The 18060-nt window shown below is 40.5% G+C and carries 11 protein-coding genes; 4 read left to right on the top strand and 7 right to left on the bottom strand.

Annotation, left to right across the window (positions count from 1 at the left end; all coding sequences use genetic code 11):
- Positions 1-5829: discoidin domain-containing protein (locus tag ACLCDL_RS13295; protein ID WP_423148821.1), on the bottom strand; the 5829-nt coding region annotated here is incomplete at its 3' end.
- A gap of 395 nt (positions 5830-6224) precedes the next feature.
- Between ACLCDL_RS13295 and ACLCDL_RS13300 the strand changes: the two genes are divergently transcribed.
- Positions 6225-8492, top strand: a complete 2268-nt coding sequence (locus ACLCDL_RS13300) for an aconitate hydratase (protein WP_423148823.1) — start codon at positions 6225-6227, stop codon at positions 8490-8492.
- Positions 8493-8585: 93 nt separating this feature from the next.
- Here the strand turns inward: ACLCDL_RS13300 and bglX are convergent, their stop codons facing one another.
- Positions 8586-10850: a beta-glucosidase BglX gene (gene bglX / locus ACLCDL_RS13305; RefSeq protein ID WP_423148824.1), complete on the bottom strand. Its 2265-nt coding sequence runs from the start codon at positions 10848-10850 to the stop codon at positions 8586-8588.
- Between the two features lie 143 nt (positions 10851-10993).
- On the opposite strand from bglX, the gene rlmH reads away from it, so the two are divergent.
- Together rlmH and ACLCDL_RS13315 are read left to right on the top strand one after the other, a co-directional pair.
- A complete protein-coding gene (gene rlmH, locus ACLCDL_RS13310; RefSeq protein ID WP_423148825.1) occupies positions 10994-11467 on the top strand; it encodes a 23S rRNA (pseudouridine(1915)-N(3))-methyltransferase RlmH in 474 nt (157 codons plus the stop codon).
- Positions 11468-11544: 77 nt separating this feature from the next.
- Positions 11545-11667 carry a hypothetical protein gene (locus tag ACLCDL_RS13315; protein ID WP_423148827.1) on the top strand — a complete coding sequence of 41 codons (123 nt, stop codon included), beginning with the start codon at positions 11545-11547 and terminating at the stop codon, positions 11665-11667.
- 24 nt (positions 11668-11691) lie between these two features.
- Here the strand turns inward: ACLCDL_RS13315 and ACLCDL_RS13320 are convergent, their stop codons facing one another.
- Together ACLCDL_RS13320 and ACLCDL_RS13325 are read right to left on the bottom strand one after the other, a co-directional pair.
- Entirely contained in the window at positions 11692-12180 is a 489-nt protein-coding gene (locus tag ACLCDL_RS13320) for a DUF5606 family protein (protein ID WP_423148828.1), read from the bottom strand.
- A 79-nt stretch (positions 12181-12259) separates the two neighbouring features.
- A complete protein-coding gene (locus tag ACLCDL_RS13325) occupies positions 12260-12697 on the bottom strand; it encodes a peptidylprolyl isomerase (protein WP_423148829.1) in 438 nt (145 codons plus the stop codon).
- Between the two features lie 188 nt (positions 12698-12885).
- On the opposite strand from ACLCDL_RS13325, the gene ACLCDL_RS13330 reads away from it, so the two are divergent.
- A complete protein-coding gene (locus tag ACLCDL_RS13330) occupies positions 12886-14067 on the top strand; it encodes an asparagine synthetase B (protein WP_423148966.1) in 1182 nt (393 codons plus the stop codon).
- A 52-nt stretch (positions 14068-14119) separates the two neighbouring features.
- Here ACLCDL_RS13330 and ACLCDL_RS13335 read toward each other — a convergent pair whose 3' ends face one another.
- Genes ACLCDL_RS13335 through lpxK form a run of 3 tightly spaced genes read right to left on the bottom strand, consistent with a single transcriptional unit; the run spans position 14120 to position 18013 of the window.
- On the bottom strand, positions 14120-16168 hold the full coding sequence (locus tag ACLCDL_RS13335; RefSeq protein ID WP_423148830.1) for a putative porin: 2049 nt from the start codon (positions 16166-16168) through the stop codon (positions 14120-14122).
- Positions 16168-16983, bottom strand: a complete 816-nt coding sequence (locus ACLCDL_RS13340) for a purine-nucleoside phosphorylase (RefSeq protein WP_423148832.1) — start codon at positions 16981-16983, stop codon at positions 16168-16170. Before ACLCDL_RS13340 ends, ACLCDL_RS13335 begins: the two co-directional genes overlap by 1 nt.
- Positions 16955-18013: a tetraacyldisaccharide 4'-kinase gene (gene lpxK, locus ACLCDL_RS13345; RefSeq protein ID WP_423148834.1), complete on the bottom strand. Its 1059-nt coding sequence runs from the start codon at positions 18011-18013 to the stop codon at positions 16955-16957. The genes ACLCDL_RS13340 and lpxK overlap by 29 nt, the downstream gene beginning before the upstream one ends.
- Positions 18014-18060 lie beyond the last annotated feature (47 nt).

Genomic DNA, 18060 nt, shown 5'->3' on the forward strand with positions numbered 1-18060 from the left:
AGTATAGGTATAGGCTCCTGTAGTGGCATTGATTGTTACGCTTCCGTGTGCAGGATCGGTGCCTTTGGCATATGTCAAAGTGCTGCCCTCGGCATCCGTTCCTGATAAGCTGCCGCTCTTAGGAGTATCTTCTGCGGTGGTGATGCTTTGAGGGGTAGCTACAGGGATTGTATTAATAGAAATCTGAACCTGGTCAATACTTGAAGTACAACTTCCGTTGCTTATTGACCATTGGAAGACATAGGTCCCAGATGTAAGTCCGGTAACTGTAGTATTGTTCAAGGTCGCATTTGTAATAGTAAAGCTTGCAGGTCCTGATATTTTTGCCCAGATACCGGTGCCAACAGTTGGACTGTTGGCATTTAGTGTAACTGTTGCAGTTGCTGTTGATTTATTGATAGCCTGATCAGAGCCAGCATTTGCGATAGTTGGAGTTTGATTGACGTTTAACGTAACAGCATTTGATACAACAGAACACCCGTTTGATGTAACAATTACACGAAACTGATATCCATTGTAGGCTAACGGAACATTAGATCCTGAAATAGTAGAACTTGTAGCTCCTGAAACTCCAGTCATCGCCGGAACATTAATCCAGCTACCTCCACTGAATGCCTGCCACTGGTAAGTAAGACCCGTACCTGTTGCTGAAACTGTAGAGGACCCATTACCTCCCTCACAAACTGTAATGTCTGATGGTTGTGTAGTAATAACAGGCAAAGGATTAACTATAATGGTTCCAGTTGCGGTTGTCTGAGTACAGGTTCCTGTAGTAGTTACCGTATAATTAAAAGTACCTGACGTGGTAGGTGTTCCACTGATAGAAAATACACCTCCACTGAAATTTCCTGTTACACCTGCCGGCAAGCCGGTTACACCTGCTCCGGTTCCTCCACCTGTTACTGAATAAGTAATTGGTGTAATTGGTGTATTAATACATAATGTTTGTGCAGTGGTTCCCGCGGCTGAGGTCAAAGTAATTACAGCACTTGGATTTACCGTTACTGTAACTGTAAAGGTATTTCCTGTACAACCGCCTGCTGCAGGAGTTACTGTATATGTCGCAGTCTGAACCGATGTAGTTGGGTTAGTAAGAGTCTGGCTAATAGAAGATACCCCTGTTGCCTGAGCGCTTCCTCCGGTTAACCCTCCCGTTACTAAAGGCGCGGACCAGGTATAAGTCGTTCCTGCCGGAACTCCTGACGGAGTAACTGTAAAGGATGATCCACTACAAATAGTAGCGGTTTGACTGGTTACACTCGGTTTAGGATTTACCGTTATCGTAACTGTAAACGTATTTCCAACACAACTTCCCGATGTGGGAGTTACTGTATAGGTTGCTGTCTGAACTGATGTTGTTGGATTAGTAAGAGTTTGGCTAATCGAAGTTACTCCTGTTGCCTGGGCACTTCCTCCGGTTAATCCTCCTGTTACTACAGGAGCAGACCAAGTATAAGTTGTTCCCGCCGGCACTCCGGTTGGAGTAACGGTAAATGCTGCTCCACTACAAGTGGCCGCTGTTTGATTTGATACATTTGGTTTTGGATTTACTGTAACAGTTACATTTTGGGTATTACTACAACCATTGGCAGTTATTGTATACGCATAAACAACATTTACCGGAGAAGTTGTCGTATTTGTAAGAGTTTCATTTACACTGCCAGTACCGGTAACTGCCGAATTACTAATACCTGTTACTGCAGCACGACTCCATGAATAAGTTACAACAGGAGTACCATAAACCTCGAATTCATACATTGAAAATCCATATCCCGTTCCTCGGGCAGTTCCATACATTCTAACATACCTACCAGAGCCTGACAATCCCGTGTAGTCGTTCGCTAAAAGAGTATTTCCTGTTACTACTTTTAAATCAGTCCATGTTAGGTTGTCATCAGAAACTTGGATTTTAAAATCTTTACCATAAGCATTCTCCCAGGTAATTTTAACCTGATTTACATTATAGCTTGCTCCTAAATCTACTGTGATATATTGAGGATCAGAAAAGGCGCTGGACCAACGAGTGCCTGTGCTATTACCATCTATTGCATAAGATGCAGGCATCGTAGTTATATTTTCATAGGAAGAGGCAGTTGCAAATTTATTTAGTGCTAGATTAGTTGAACTGGTAGCATTACTTGTAGGTGTATAAGCAAAAGCAGATTCACTGCATATTGCTGAAGGAGTTAAGCCGCTTGTTAAAGCCGGAACCGGATTAACTGTAAGGGCTAAAGAGTTAGTTGATGTACCGCAGGAACTGTTAACTGTTACGACTAAATTTCCTGAAGTAGCTGTAGAACTGAAATTGACAGTTATCGATCTGGTTGTTCCTCCGGTAATTGTTGCTCCGGTACCACTATAAGACCACGAATAAGAAGTTGCACCCGTTATTGCACTTATGGAATAGGCCTGCCCGGTAGAAGGTGCGCACACCAGATTGCTGCCTGTAATTGCCAAAGCAGAGCTTGGAACAGAACCTACCGTAATAGTTAAAACATTACTGTAATTTGAACAGCCTCCGGATGTTACTAACCTTCTGAAATATCTTGTTGCAGTAACAGTTCCGGGAGAATAATTCTGTGCGGTAGCACCACCTATATTAGTAAAAGTAACGTTGTCTGTAGATATTTGCCATTGAAAGCTATATGTAGATGAACCGCTGCCCGCCGGATAAGTTCCCTGAAGTTGTCCCGGATTGAAACTGGCGCATGAGGTTACAGACCCAGTAGCTGAAATAGTATTATTTGTAATACCTGTTGTATTTATAGTAAATGTAACCGGACTGCTAACATCACTACATGTTCCCGAATAAACTATTCTTCTAAAATAAGTAGTGGCAGAAAATTCTGGCGGTCCATATCCCTGTGAGGTTGCTCCGGAAATGTTAGACCAGGTAACATTGTCTGTTGAACTTTGCCATTGAAAAGTATAAGTACCAGAAGGTCCGCCTGTAGGATAACCTGCATTTATAAAGAAAGGAGTACCTGCACAATTATAAGAAGCAGCTGCGGTTGTTATTATATTATTGCCAATTGCGGCATAAACCGTTAAAGTTGCGACACTACTTGCTGTGGAAGGAGTACATTGGTTAGCAATTAACGCACGGTACTGATAACCCGATATGGCGGCGGAGGCAACGACTTTAAGAGAACTTGTTGTAACACCACTGTATGTAGCATCATTACTTAAATCAGCCCAGGTACCCGAAGAACTTGTTCTGTATTGCCATTGATAGCTTACACCCAAGCCACTTGCTCCCACTGTAAAAGTTGCGGTAGTTGCCGGACAAACAGAAGTATTTGACGGAGATGAATTCAGAGTTGCGCCCGTGTTAACTGTTAAGGTAGCAGCATTGGAAGCGCTGGAAGTACAGGCGGTTGTTCCACTTTTTACTGAAACCACGCAACGATACTGATAAGTATTCATACCAACAGTAGCACCTGTAATAGTTAATGTAGAAGTAGTAGCAGTAGAATACACTCCTCCGTTGGCTATATCACTAAATGTGCTACCGCCGTCAGTTGAAACTTGCCATTGGTAGCTGAATGGTGGATCGTCGGTAGCAGAAGCTGTTACACTAAAAGTAGTATTACTCCCTGAACAAATTGCCTGGTTGGAAGGCTGAGATGTAACTGTTGGAAGTTGTGCTACCCATAAAGTAACAACATTACTATAAGACTCGGGAGTCGACTCTATTTTTCTACGATAGTAAGTGGTGGCAGTTATTACCGGCGGATTAAATGTTTGACCAGTTCCAATCCCGGTTGTCCAATTAATGTTATCGGTCGACCTCTGCCATTCATATGTCGTTCCAGCACTATTGGCGATATTAGTTAATGTCACAGGATCTGAACCTGTACAATAAACTGCATCTGTACCAATGACATTAGTTCTGTTGCTATTCAGGAATCGAATCCTGATATAATTAGTACTTGCATCAGCACAAGTACCTGCATTTACTATTCTTCTATAGTATATATACTGCGCTGTTGTTTGTGAAGCCGGATACAAATATTCGCCTGTGGAATTGGTAGTACCATAAGCAGAAGTAATATTTTGCCACATAGCCTCTGTAGGCGTAACTACTCCGGCGTTGGTAAAATATTGCCATTGATAAGTATACCCTGCTTTTTGAGCAGTAGTACCTGTCAAAACATTTGTGCCGAGTGCACCAGGAGTACTTCCCGTACGAACCGTTATGGAAACAGGTGCAGTACCGGTAGCCACATCATCGAATGATTTTAGTGTATTAGTCGTAATGGTGGGCTGTACCGTAACGGCTACCGTATTACTGTAATATATTGTCCCTCCCGCTGTGGTAGAAGTGGCAACACGACGATAGTATGTAGTTGAAGTTAAGGTGCCGGGATTGTAGTTAGCGGATGTTGCACCTGAAATATTAGTAAATGTTGTTCCGTCGGTAGAACTTTGCCATTGTAAGGTATACCCTGTAACAGAATTACCGGTAATTGCTGCAGGGTTTCCGTTGCCGGCACAAAAAGAAGTTGTTGCCGGGGCAGTAATGCTCATATCAGGTGCTGTTCCTGTATCAACAGTAACCGTCAAAGTGGCGGTGTTTGACTGAAAACCGTAATTATCTTTGTAATTATAAGAAACAGAAGCAGTGCCGGTAAATCCGCTGACCGGCACGAAAGTCACCTTTCCGTCGGAATAGAAGTCGGAACTAACGGAAAAAGTTCCTTTTCCAGGAACAAGCAAAGAAGTTTGTTGTCCGGCTGTACCCGGATCCAAATCTATTGAACTCCGGTTATAGTCTTTCGGCTCATTAGAGAGAACATCATTATTAAAAACATCGATTATTGCTGTGATATCCTTGAAAACAATTACGTCATCGTTAGTCGCCGTTGGATTAGTGAGCCCTGTCCCATCGGAGTAATTGACATCCATCCCCCGGATTTCGTGATAATTCGTTGAGCCCCCCGTTGAAGCAGCAAAACCCGCTTTTAAATAGGTCGGTATTGAGGTTGGAGCATACGTTGCCCCATTTATAACTGTAATAATCCTTCCAAGTTCTCCAACATAAACCTGGACTGTAATAGTAAATGAGGTTGGATTGGGAATGCTGTTAGGTACAATATCAACATATACTTTTCGATAACCAGCTTGAGTAGGATTTGTTACACGTGCAGTTCCTCCGGAAATAGGGAATCGATCAGCACTTGCGAGCCTAGGAGTATAAGTTCCACTACTGGTATGAACTCCGGCAATAAAGGGATAGCCCCCTCGAGAGCCATCGTCCTGCCCCCTAATTACAATGGAATTAGCAACCGTTCCAGTGGTTGTACTAAAGCTATTAGAACCGGCTCCCTTTCCTTCTGTTCCTACTCCATAATTACCATACTCATCAAAACCTACCCCGAGAAAACCACCATTCATTCCCAATGTGGGCGGATTACTACTTTGTGCATATCCTAAGCTTCCTCCATATGCTCCCTGGTCAAAAGCAGTTATACTTGCATCAAACAGGAAAAACGTAAAACCATCAGCTCCCGTTCCCCCATAAGTAAAGTACTCAAAATTAGCCTTTATACCATGAGCGGAAGGGAATTTAGCATCACTGTAGGCATATCCCTTCTGATAACCAGCATTGCTTGTTAGACGCAGATACCCATCTGTCCCGGGATCAATTGTACCACCGGTTAAAGCTGCACTCTGACCGTAAACAGTACCTGGGGCTGTAGATCGTTTATATGTTTCTCCGTACGGGAATTGCGCCTGAGCAAACTGAAAGAACCCAAATAAACAAATTAACAAAACGGGAAGCGTTTTCTTAATTTTATCAATCTGGAATATATGTAATGGAGCCATCGTAATTAAAGCGTAAATGAACAAGCTGCAAATCTGCAGAGTGCGAAAAATAATACACACGCGCAATAAGGCAATTTCTATTCCACGCAGCCAATCAATGTTTAAGCTATGATTTCGATTTTACTGAGTGGATTTTTTGCCCCAATTTTCCCCACCTATCCTTTCACACTTTTTTCACAGTTTCAATTTTACTAAAACTTTTACGAAAGTTTACATAAAAGGTTTTCTTAACAATTAAATCCACTTTACCATTCCTCAAAAAGATACACCTGTCCAGAAATTTTTTCTAAATATTTTTCAATAATATTTGCTCGGATCTTTAACCGCTCTTCATCAATTTTTTATAACTTTGCGTGTTTCCATTTCTCTTATAATCTTAAAGATCAAACATTAACATGGCATTTGACTTAGACATGATCCAGGAGGTTTACAACAGAATGAGCAGCAGAATTAATGCTGCCAGGAAAGTCGTAGGTAAACCTTTAACATTAACTGAAAAAATACTATACTCTCACTTATGGGGAGGAGAAGCAGATAAAGCGTATGAGCGTGGAGTTTCTTACGTTGATTTTGCGCCAGACCGGGTTGCTATGCAGGATGCCACAGCACAAATGGCCTTATTGCAATTTATGCAGGCTGGCAGGCCGCAGGTAGCTGTGCCTTCTACCGTTCACTGCGACCACCTTATTCAGGCAAAAGTTGGGGCTTCTGAAGATTTGAGTACCGCAAATAATACAAACAAAGAAGTTTACGATTTCCTTGCATCTGTTTCCAACAAATACGGAATTGGTTTCTGGAAACCAGGAGCAGGAATTATACACCAGGTTGTACTGGAAAATTATGCCTTCCCCGGCGGTATGATGATCGGAACCGATTCGCACACACCGAATGCCGGCGGCTTGGGAATGGTTGCTATTGGAGTAGGTGGTGCAGATGCATGTGATGTGATGGCTGGCTTCGCCTGGGAATTAAAATTTCCAAAACTTATAGGTGTAAAACTTACAGGTAAACTATCGGGATGGGCTGCAGCAAAAGATGTGATCCTAAAAGTTGCAGGAATTCTGACCGTAAAGGGAGGAACCGGTTGTATTGTTGAATACTTCGGCGAAGGGGCAAGATCACTTTCAGCTACCGGAAAGGCTACTATTTGTAATATGGGTGCTGAAATTGGCGCTACCACTTCTATTTTTGGTTACGATGAAAAATCTGAATCTTATTTAAGAGGTACTAACCGTTCTGACATCGCCGATCTTGCGAATCAAATAAAACAGGATTTAACAGGAGATGAAGAAGTTTATTCAAATCCCGAACAATATTTTGATCAGGTAATTGAAATAAATCTTTCTGAACTGGAACCTCATGTAAACGGACCATTTACTCCGGACCTTGCATGGCCTATTTCCAAATTTGCTACCGCTGTTAAAGAACATAACTGGCCTGCAAAATTAGATGTAGGATTAATTGGCTCCTGCACAAACTCATCTTATGAAGACATTACCCGTGCAGCATCTCTTGCACAGCAGGCTATTGATAAAAAATTAAAAGTAAGATCAGAATATACTGTTACACCTGGCTCTGAACTTGTTCGTTATACTGTTGAACGAGATGGCTATCTTGATACTTTTGAGCAAATCGGAGGTGTTGTATTAGCAAATGCCTGCGGACCATGTATCGGGCAATGGGCTCGTCACACAGACGATCCGAGTAAAGCTAACTCCATAGTAACTTCTTTTAACAGAAACTTCGCAAAAAGGAACGATGGTAATCCAAATACGCATGCGTTTGTAGCTTCGCCTGAAATCACAACTGCTTTAGCTATTGCCGGTGATCTTACCTTCAATCCTTTAACAGATACATTAATAAACGAAGAAGGCCAAGCGGTTAAACTGGACGAGCCTAAGGGTTTGGAAATGCCGATTAAAGGATATGCAGTTGAAGATGCCGGTTACCAGGCACCTGCTACCGACGGAAGCCAGGTTCAGGTTCTGGTAGACCCAAAATCAAGCCGTTTACAGTTGCTGGATCCATTTCCTGCATGGGAAGGAACAGACCTGAAAGGTTTGAAACTCCTTATTAAGGCCAAAGGAAAATGTACAACTGACCATATTTCTATGGCCGGCCCCTGGTTAAAGTTCCGCGGACATTTGGATAATATTTCCAACAACATGCTGATCGGTGCGATTAACTATTTCAATGACACGGCTGATTCTGTTAAAAACCAGCTAACAGGAGTTTATGGTCCTGTACCTGCAACTCAGCGTGCTTATAAAGCAGCCGGAATTGGAACTGTAGTTGTAGGAGATGAAAATTACGGAGAAGGTTCTTCACGCGAACATGCTGCCATGGAACCGCGTCATCTGGGTGTTCGTGTAATTCTTGTTAAATCTTTTGCTCGTATCCACGAAACAAATCTGAAAAAACAAGGTATGCTGGGAATTACTTTTGCAGACCCTGCTGATTACAATAAAGTTCAGGAGGATGATGTGATTGATGTATTAGGGTTAACAAGTTTTGCACCAGGAAAACAGTTAACAGTTGTTCTTAATCATGCTGATGGTTCTCAGGACTCATTCCAGGTAAATCATACGTATAATGAACAGCAAATAGAATGGTTTAAAGCAGGAGCAGCTTTAAATATTATTCGCCAGAAACAAGCTGTTTAAGGTTAATTTTTAATAAAAAGTCCTGCTTAACTAATTTTAAGCAGGACTTTTTATTGGAGAGATCTACAAAGTTTTTAAACTTTTGGAGATCTTTTATTTTAATGTAAACCCTGCTTCTTTCACATCTGCAGAACTGGTGCCAACAAACACCTTAAACTTTCCTGGCTCTGCTCCAAAACTCATATCGCGTTTATGAAATGCCAGATTATCTGAACTTAGCTGAAACGTTACCTCCTTTGATTCACCCGCTTTTAATTTAATTTTCTTAAATCCCTTAAGTTCCTTAACCGGCCTGGTTACACTTCCAACCAAATCCTGAACGTACAGTTGAACTACTTCTTCCCCATCTCTTTTTCCTGAATTCTTTACTTCCACAGACACTTCCAGTTTTTCGTTCATACTGATTTCAGTTTTACTTAATTTAATATCTGAGTAATCAAAACTGGTATAGCTTAACCCGTATCCAAACGGATATAAAGGAGAATTTAAAACATCCAGATATTTAGAAGCATATTTCACATTGCCCTGCGGATCTTTTGCTTCATCATAAGGCCTGCCGGTATTTTTGTGATTGTAATAAACGGGAATTTGTCCGACATTCCTTGGAAAAGTCACCGGTAATTTCCCGGAAGGATTGTAGTCACCGAACAACACACTTGCTACCGCCGGTCCGGTTTGTGTACCAAGAAACCATGTTTGCAGAATTGCCGGAACGGTTTTATCAAGTTTTTCAATCGTCAAAGGCCTGCCGCTGGTTAAAAGTACAACCAAGGGCTTACCTGTTTTAACCAGTTCGTCGGTGAACTCCTGCTGTACTCCCGGCAAATCCAGCATGCTTCTTGATGCGGCCTCTCCACTCATATCAGAATTTTCCCCGATACAAAGAACAACTACATCGGCTTGTTTTGCAACATTAACGGCCTCTGTAAATTTATCCCGTGATTCTCCCTTTATGTCAGCCCCTTCTGCAAAGAGCACTTTTGTATTTTTAGATACCTTTTGCTTAATTCCTTCTAAAATTGAAACAGGGTCATTTGCATTACCGAAGAACGCCCATGTTCCGTTTAAATCTTTTTTATTATTTGCCAGTGGTCCGATTACAGCCAGTGTTTTCACTTCTTTACTTAAAGGCAGAAGATTATTGGCATTTTTCAGCAATACCATAGATTTTTCTGCCAGTATTTTTGCTGCGTCCAGATGCTCTTTAGTTAAAATTTCATTCTGCTCTCTTGCAACGTTGCTGTATTTATAAGGATTTTCGAATAATCCCAGATCAAATTTCAGTTTAAGAACTCTGCGTACAGCCTGATCTAAAGTTGCCATACTAACTTTTCCTTCTTTAACCAGTTTGGGTAGCTGGTTAATATATGCTTCGCCCTGCATATCCATATCAACCCCTGCTTCTATTGCCAGTTCAACAGCTTCTGGTTGATCTGAAACCACTCCATGAGAAATCATTTCGTTAATGCCGTTATAATCTGAAACTACCAGGCCTTTAAAACCCCATTCTTTTCTCAGTATCTGATTGAGAAGATAATCACTTCCATGAGCCGGTACACCTTCAACTTCATTAAACGCTGCCATAAAAGTGGCTACTCCTGCGTCAATCGTAGCTTTGTATGGAGGAAGATATACGTCTCTGAAGGTCCGTTCTGACATGTCAGCCACATTATAGTCACGCCCCGCTTCTGCTGCACCATAAGCGGCAAAATGTTTCGTACAAGCCAAAATTGAACTTGCAGATTTAAGATCATTTCCCTGGAATCCTTTAACTCTTGCTATTGCTATTTTAGAACCCAGATACGCGTCTTCTCCCGAACCTTCCGCTATTCTCCCCCAACGCGGATCTCTGCTGATGTCAACCATGGGAGCGAAAGTCCAGTTAATACCGGCGGCAGAAGCTTCAATAGCGGCAATTCTTTCCGCCTTTTCTATTTCATCCATATCCCAGCTTGCCGCCTGCGCTAAGGGAATAGGGAATATTGTTTTAAACCCATGTACAACATCACCACCAAAAAGCAAGGGAATTTTTAGTCGCGAGTTTTCCATTGCAGTCTGCTGCAGCCTACGGGTAAATTCTGCACCATAACCATTAAAGAATCCGCCTACCTTGCCCTGTTTTACCAGGTCTTCTAAAACTTTCGCTTCCATTGGTGTTGCCGTTGGACCCGTTACCACACCCGCTACGCGAAAATTCAACTGACCTGCTTTTTCCTCAAAAGTCATTTTCGCAATTAAATCGTCAATTTTTTTTGTGGTCGGATCTTCTTTCTCTTTGCTAATCCATCCTGCTAGCAGGAGTACTCCCGAAAGCAGTATCAGGGAATAAAAGAAGTTTAATTGGCGTAAACGTTTCATAAATGATTTTAATTTTATAGACGAGTTTAGTTAGTTTAATCAATTCTAAAAATTGATATTTATAAAAATGGAGATTTCTTTCCAATTACTCGAAAGAAAATTTATTTTATTGCCTTTAAAGAAAATAATATAAATTAAAGAAATTGAAGATCAGCTTGCTTTCTGTTGGAAAAACAGAGGAAAAATACCTAAAAGAAGGAATAGAGAAATATTTTAAACGGTTGCAGCACTACATTTCATTTAAACTGGCTGAACTGCCTGAGATAAAGAACACGAAAAATCTCACTGCGGCCCAACAGAAAATAAAGGAAGCTGAGCTCTTATTAAAACATATTAATCTGCAAGACTATGTTATTTTGCTGGATGAAAAAGGTGTAGAACTTACTTCCTTAAATTTTTCAAATTTTCTAAACAAGAAAATGACGGGAGGAGTGCAAAACCTGGTATTTATAATCGGTGGCCCTTATGGATTTGATGAAACACTTTACAAACGTGCAAATGAAAAAATATCCCTGTCTAAAATGACATTTTCGCATCAGATGGTACGATTATTTTTTACCGAACAATTATACCGGGCATTTACTATTTTAAAAGGAGAGCCCTATCATCATGAATAAGTTGGATGTTGAAAGTTAAAGGTTGAAAGTTCACTTTAGGGGAACAAAAGTATATTGCTTGTGTTAATTTTAAGTATATGGAATTCGGAAAAAGAAATTACCGGTATAAGGGAATAAATCCGGGGCAGGAGCAAAAAAATTTCTGGCTGTGGATATTAATTGCACTGGCAATTGGTGCCGCTATTATTTATTTCTTTTAATCTATACAATTAAAAAAGACTGAGTTATTCCTCAGCCTTTTTCTTTCTTTTAGCTTTTGCAGGAGTTTTAGTTTCTTCAGCAGGAACAGTTTCCTGAACTTCTGCTACCGGCTCTTCAGCAGATTCTTCAGCGTTTTCTGTAAAAAACGGCTGATCCTTAATTATATTAAACCAATTAATAATTTTCTTAATGTCAGAAGAGTACACCTTTTCCTCATCATGGTCCGGAGCAACTTCACGGAAGAAATTACGCAATGTCGTTCCATCTGCTTTTGCCTCGGGTATAGAAGAAGTACTTTTCATTTTCTCCAGAATGTCCTGAAGTTTCAAATCATCATCTTCACCAAAAATGGTGATATCTTCCAGTGATGCTAACTTGGCTGTTGATAAATTTACAACCAGCTTTAGCTTCTGTCCGTCCAGGCTTTCTAAAACAAATCCCGATTTATTTTGTCCGATTACTTTAAATAATCCCGGTTTACCGGATACAGCTACGATTCCTCTTAAATTCATATTTTATAGATTGAAGAAAAGAGATATGAGATTAAAGAGTCATGTTCCTTTCTCATATCTCCACTCTCTATTCTCACATCTATTCCTCAATAACTTCTATTCCTAAAATTTTATCTCCCTGACGGATATCATCAACCACATCCACATTTTCAATCACTTTACCGAAGCAGGTGTGGTTTCTGTCAAGATGTGCCGTATTTTGGCGACTGTGGCAAATAAAGAACTGGGAACCTCCTGTATCACGTCCGGCATGTGCCATTGACAATACTCCCCTATCATGATATTGGTTTTCACCATCTAACTCACATTTAATTCTATAGCCCGGGCCGCCGGCACCTGTGCCTGTAGGATCACCGCCCTGAATAACAAAATTGGGGATAACACGATGGAAAGTAACTCCATTATAAAATCCTTCTTTAGCCAGCTTTAAAAAGTTAGCCACTGTGTTTGGCGCATCTTTGTCGTAAAACTGAACGGTCATGTCGCCTTTTTCTGTTTTTATTATCGCTTTGCTCATAGCTTTAGAATAAGCCGCAAAGTTAGTATTTAATTTAAACGGATAAAATCATATTGATAATGTAAAATGAAGACGGTTTTATACCTTTAAAAGATTATTAACGTTGAAACAGAATGTTGAGAGGATTTTGCTGCATTGTATTTCTTTTTATATCGCTTGTAAGCCGGGGCGCTTCTATCCTGATTCCGATGGATGAGGACCAGAAAAATCATCTGAAAGCGTATGGCATTACTTACTGGACTTTAAAAAACGGACAAGAAGCCGACTGGCTGCTGAATTACCGGGGAGGAAGTTTCCTTATGAAATATTCAACTGATGTTGAAAATGAATGTAAGATAAGGGGTGTTTCATATGAGGTACTGGCAGATGCAAAAGTAAATCTTATACTGAATGAAATTTCTGACCCACAGGTAAACATGGACCTGGTAAAGCTGGAGAAGGTTCCTAAAATTGCAGTTTATTCTCCTAAAAATAAATTACCCTGGGATGATGCCGTTACTCTGGTTTTATCTTACGCAGAAATTCCCTACGATATTGTTTACGATGAAGAGGTTTTAAAAGGCGAGCTCCCGAAATACGATTGGCTGCATCTTCACCACGAGGATTTTACAGGGCAGTACGGCCGCTTCTGGCAGAGTTTCAGAAATGCTTCCTGGTATATTGAGGATGTGAAACTGCAGGAAGCGACGGCAAAAAAAATGGGCTATAAAAAAGTCTCGCAGATGAAACTGGCAGTTGCAAAAAACATTCAGAATTTTTGTGCAGGAGGAGGTTTCCTTTTTGCCATGTGCTCGGGAACAGACAGTTTTGATATTGCTTTGGCTGCGGAAGGAATTGATATTTGTCAGAGCATGTTTGACGGAGATGGGATTGACCCGGATGCACAATCAAAACTGAACTATTCAAAGACTTTTGCTTTCCAGAATTTCAAGCTGGACATGAACCCTTACAATTATGAGTTTTCTGATATTGACGTAACTCCTGTAAGAACTATTGACCAGTCGAATGACTTTTTTACCCTGTTTGATTTTTCAGCAAAATGGGATATTGTTCCAACTATGCTTACACAAAACCATGATAAGGTAATAAAAGGCTTTATGGGACAAACTACCGCTTTTAAGAAAGATCTGATCAAACCCGACGTGCTGATTTTAGGGGAAAATAAAGCTGCAAATGAAGCACGATACATCCACGGAGACTTCGGGAAAGGTCAATGGACGTTTTATGGCGGGCACGATCCGGAAGATTACCAGCATGCGGTAGGCGATCCGCCGACTGAGTTAAGCTTACACCCTAATTCTACCGGTTACCGACTTATTTTAAATAATGTTTTATTTCCGGCGGCTAAAAAGAAAAAGCAGAAGACATAGAAAAATTGCATTGAAAAATGTGCAATTAGCTTCTAAGCGGTACATAATTTAATCAATCATAGAACTTCCAACTTACGCCAAAAGTTAACAGGGCATCCGGCATGGGATATTTATTTACAGTATAATATCCCTTTGAAAATAAGCCCTGGTTAGCATAATTATATTTAAAGAAGAGATTGGCCCGGTTTAAGGTTCCGCGGAACCAAACGTCAGCTACCGGATAATTTGAAAAGGTTGCAGCAGTGCCGTTATAAAACTGACTTATATTAACGGCATAAGAAGGAGCAAGAAACGAAGTATTATACCTCACATCAAACCCGATATCAGCATACAGTACCTTGAAATAGCGATTACTGAAATAAAAGCTATTGTATGAATAAAACTCAGGGGTCCGAAGCAGATCCTGGAAATCTGTTTTCTGATAAACCAGGTAATTATCCAGGTTAAATTTACCAAACTTGAAATCCTTTTTTAAGGTAATTTTCAGCAGATTGATATTGGTTCCAAACTGTCGTGGCTGTACAAATTGAGGCAAGGCGCCTTCATCTAAATATAAATAGTCAGACACAAGGAAGTACTCGGCTTTTGCCTGCATTCTGAATTTAGGATTTAAGTAAGAAAAAGAAAGATTATTAATTTTTGTACGGTCAAAATTATACCTGCTTTTTCCCTCTATGTCCGAAGGCCAGTTATGATATTGGTAATTTATTCTCTCATAAATCTCCTCAGGAGATCTATTCTGAGAGTATGCTCCCAAAACTATTCGCCCTACTGACTTACTTAACAAAAAATTGGCGTTTGCTTCGTATAAAAAATCTCCCGCATTTCTCCCTTGTACAATTTGCTGAAGGTCTCCTTCAATATAAACCCTGTTGCTGAAACGGTAACCCGGAGAAGCTTTCAGTGTAATATTCTGAAATGTAGTTTTATATCCCATTTGGTTGTACGAGTATAAATCGTGCTGCAAACCTACATCCAGTTTCATCTCATTTTTGATAAACTTTACTGCCCTGCCTCGCAGGTAGAAGCTATACATAAATTCATTCCGTAGATTTTTAACTATGGTAGAATCATTTGCAAGATTCGCGGTTTCATCGTCTGCATCTGAAATACCGGGCAATCCAGGAAAAACTCCATAAGGATCTTCCTCATTTTTAAAGAACTGATATTTCTTTGTGCTATAGCTTAATAAATGAGAAATACGTTGAGTTGGCAGTATGCTGGTATGCGAAGTATCTGTTGAACTACTGTCAATTCGCCCCAGGTAGTAAAATTGTTTAATGAAAATGTTTTTCTGCTTCCAGATCTGCCTGGGCGTATTACCTCCTGTTCCATTCAATCTTACTGTTTCTCCTGCTTTACCAATGGTTGTTACTGTATCCGGAAGGTTAAATACGTCACGCACTACTGAGCCGTTCTCATTTGCTTTTAATGTATTAAAAAGGCCATTTGCCAATAGGTTATATCGCTTATTTTTTGATTCGTACCAGGTAAAAATAGCCGCGTTCAAATGATTGGCCTGCTGGTTTTTATAAAGTCCTTCAGATCCATTTCTGAAATAATTAGCACCAAAATTCCAGTTAGGTTTTATATTTTGCGAATGGGTAACTTTAAAAAGCTGTATGTTTTTACTGCCTGCAACGTAGTATAATTCTGTATAGGGCGCCCGTGCACGGTAATAATGCAAATCATCCTGGGTTAACAGGTACGCATCCAGCGAGTGAAATCCTGCATCAAAACCTATGGACTTTGAAGGATTGAAAAGCATTTCGCGGTAAGGTAAGCCTACGCTGCCAAGGTTAACCGTTGGATTATCTGGCTGGCTAATAGGGCTAAAATTCTGAAAATTAGTTACGGTGGTATCTATAGGTAAAACACGGGTACTGTCTTTAAGTAAATCAAGAGTAGTGTAGCGGATATAACGGGCTGTATAAATTACGGTATCCTGTCCCCCTTCTTCTCTTTTGCGCAATGAATCAAGCAAATCGCCGTTTTTAGAAGCCCCGGGCTTTCCGTTTGTTCTTGGCCTTACCTGCGCAAATAAATCAGTGCCGCAAAATACAAGCAGTAAATAAAAAAGTATCAGGTAGCGCTTGTTCATTATAAAGTGTCCAGTAACTCTTTTAAAATTAATGTCATTTTAGGTTCCGCTTCCGTGGCTACCTGTATTATTTCTTCCACTGATACCGGCTTAAGTTCTTCAGGGAAACCTTCGTCTGTTATAACTGAAACAGCAAATACCGGAAGACCCATATGATTTGCTACAATTACTTCCGGCACGGTACTCATTCCTACTGCATCTCCACCAATTATACGCAGATATTGGTATTCTGCCCGGGTTTCTAAATTTGGCCCGGGAACTGAAACATAAACGCCCTGATGACAGGATATCATATTTTTTTTCGCTATCTCCATACCCTTCCTTATCAGGTCTTTATCATACGGCTGACTCATATCCGGAAACCGTGGACCCAATTCATCAAAATTTCTGCCTCTAAGGGGATTATCATGATGAAGATTGATATGATCATTAATAATCATCAGATCACCTTTTCGTATTTCGGGATTTAAAGAACCGCTTGCATTTGATACAAACAGATGCTTAATTCCAAGCATTTTCATTACCCTTACGGGGAAGGTAATCTGCTTCATATCGTAACCTTCATAATAATGCAAGCGGCCCTGCATTGCTACTACCCGCTTTCCTTTCAGCAACCCGAAAATCAATCTTCCCGAGTGAAACTCAAGGGTAGAGATAGGGAAATTAGGTATGTTTGAATACATCAGCTTGTGCTGAATCTCGATATCGTTTACAAGCCCGCCTAATCCGGTGCCAAGTATAATTCCAAACTCGGGTTCAAATTCTCCTATTCTTTTTTTTATGTATTCAGTAGTTGTGTAAATGCTTTGCAACATACGTTTTTATTAAATTGTCAAGCTTCTGTGAAGGCGGATGAAGTTTAGAAACTACAGGCAGGTAATAAACCGGTAAACCTTCTAAAAGTTCAAAGCCACCGGCGAATCGTAAACGCTGATAATCTTTTTCGGTTGTAACGATGATTTTGTCGTTGCCTGCGTCCTCTTTAAAAGCCTGTACAAGTTTAAGAATATTTTTCCTGGTAAACTGATGATGATCCGGATATTCATGATGGCGAACCTCCGATGTATATTTTTTCAGCTCTTTAACTAAAGGATCTGCATTTGCGATGCCTGTTAGCAGGAAAACAGTAGTGCCTGCACGAAGAGAAGTTAAAGAACGAGATTCTTTTGCTTCCGCCGGCTCCAGATTTCCATAATCTACATACGAAAAAAATATTTCCTGTTCGGGAAGAGGTTTAATACGCTTAATTATCTTTTCTTTTTCCTCATTTTTCAGCTCCGCCGGTGTCTTTGTTATTACTATCACATCCGCTCTTGCCCTTCCTGCTAAGGATTCCCTTAAATTACCGGTCGGCAGATACCACTGCCACTTAAACAATTGATTATAATCAAAGAGCAAGAGACTGAAGCCCGGTTTTGCTGCCCGGTGCTGGTAGGCATCATCCAGAATTACGAGGTCGTGATTATCTTTTAAAGCCTCAATTCCGGCAACCCTGCTTTCGCAAACTGCCACTGTAATTTCGGGAAACTTTCTTTTAAACTGGAGCGGTTCATCTCCGGCCTGCTCTACTGTTGATGTTTCGTTAACCAATAAAAAGCCTTTTGAAGTTCGTCTGTAGCCGCGGCTAAGAGTTGCAATTTTATAATCCGCTTTAAGAAGGCGGATAATGTATTCCGTCATAGGGCTTTTCCCTGCTCCGCCAACAGCAAGGTTACCCACACTTATTACCGGAAAATCAAATCTCCTTGAAGGAAGAAAGCCTTTATCGTAGGCAAAATTTCGAACAATTACAGCAAGTGCATAAATCAGGGAAAACGGGAATAATAGCAATCTTAGTAATTTCACGGCATAAAAATAAGAATCCTATTGCATTAAACTGGTTTGCAATGCAG

The organism is Rubrilithobacter danxiaensis, from assembly GCF_047272945.1.
Taxonomy (GTDB): Bacteria; Bacteroidota; Bacteroidia; order Sphingobacteriales; family Sphingobacteriaceae; genus Rubrolithibacter; species Rubrolithibacter danxiaensis.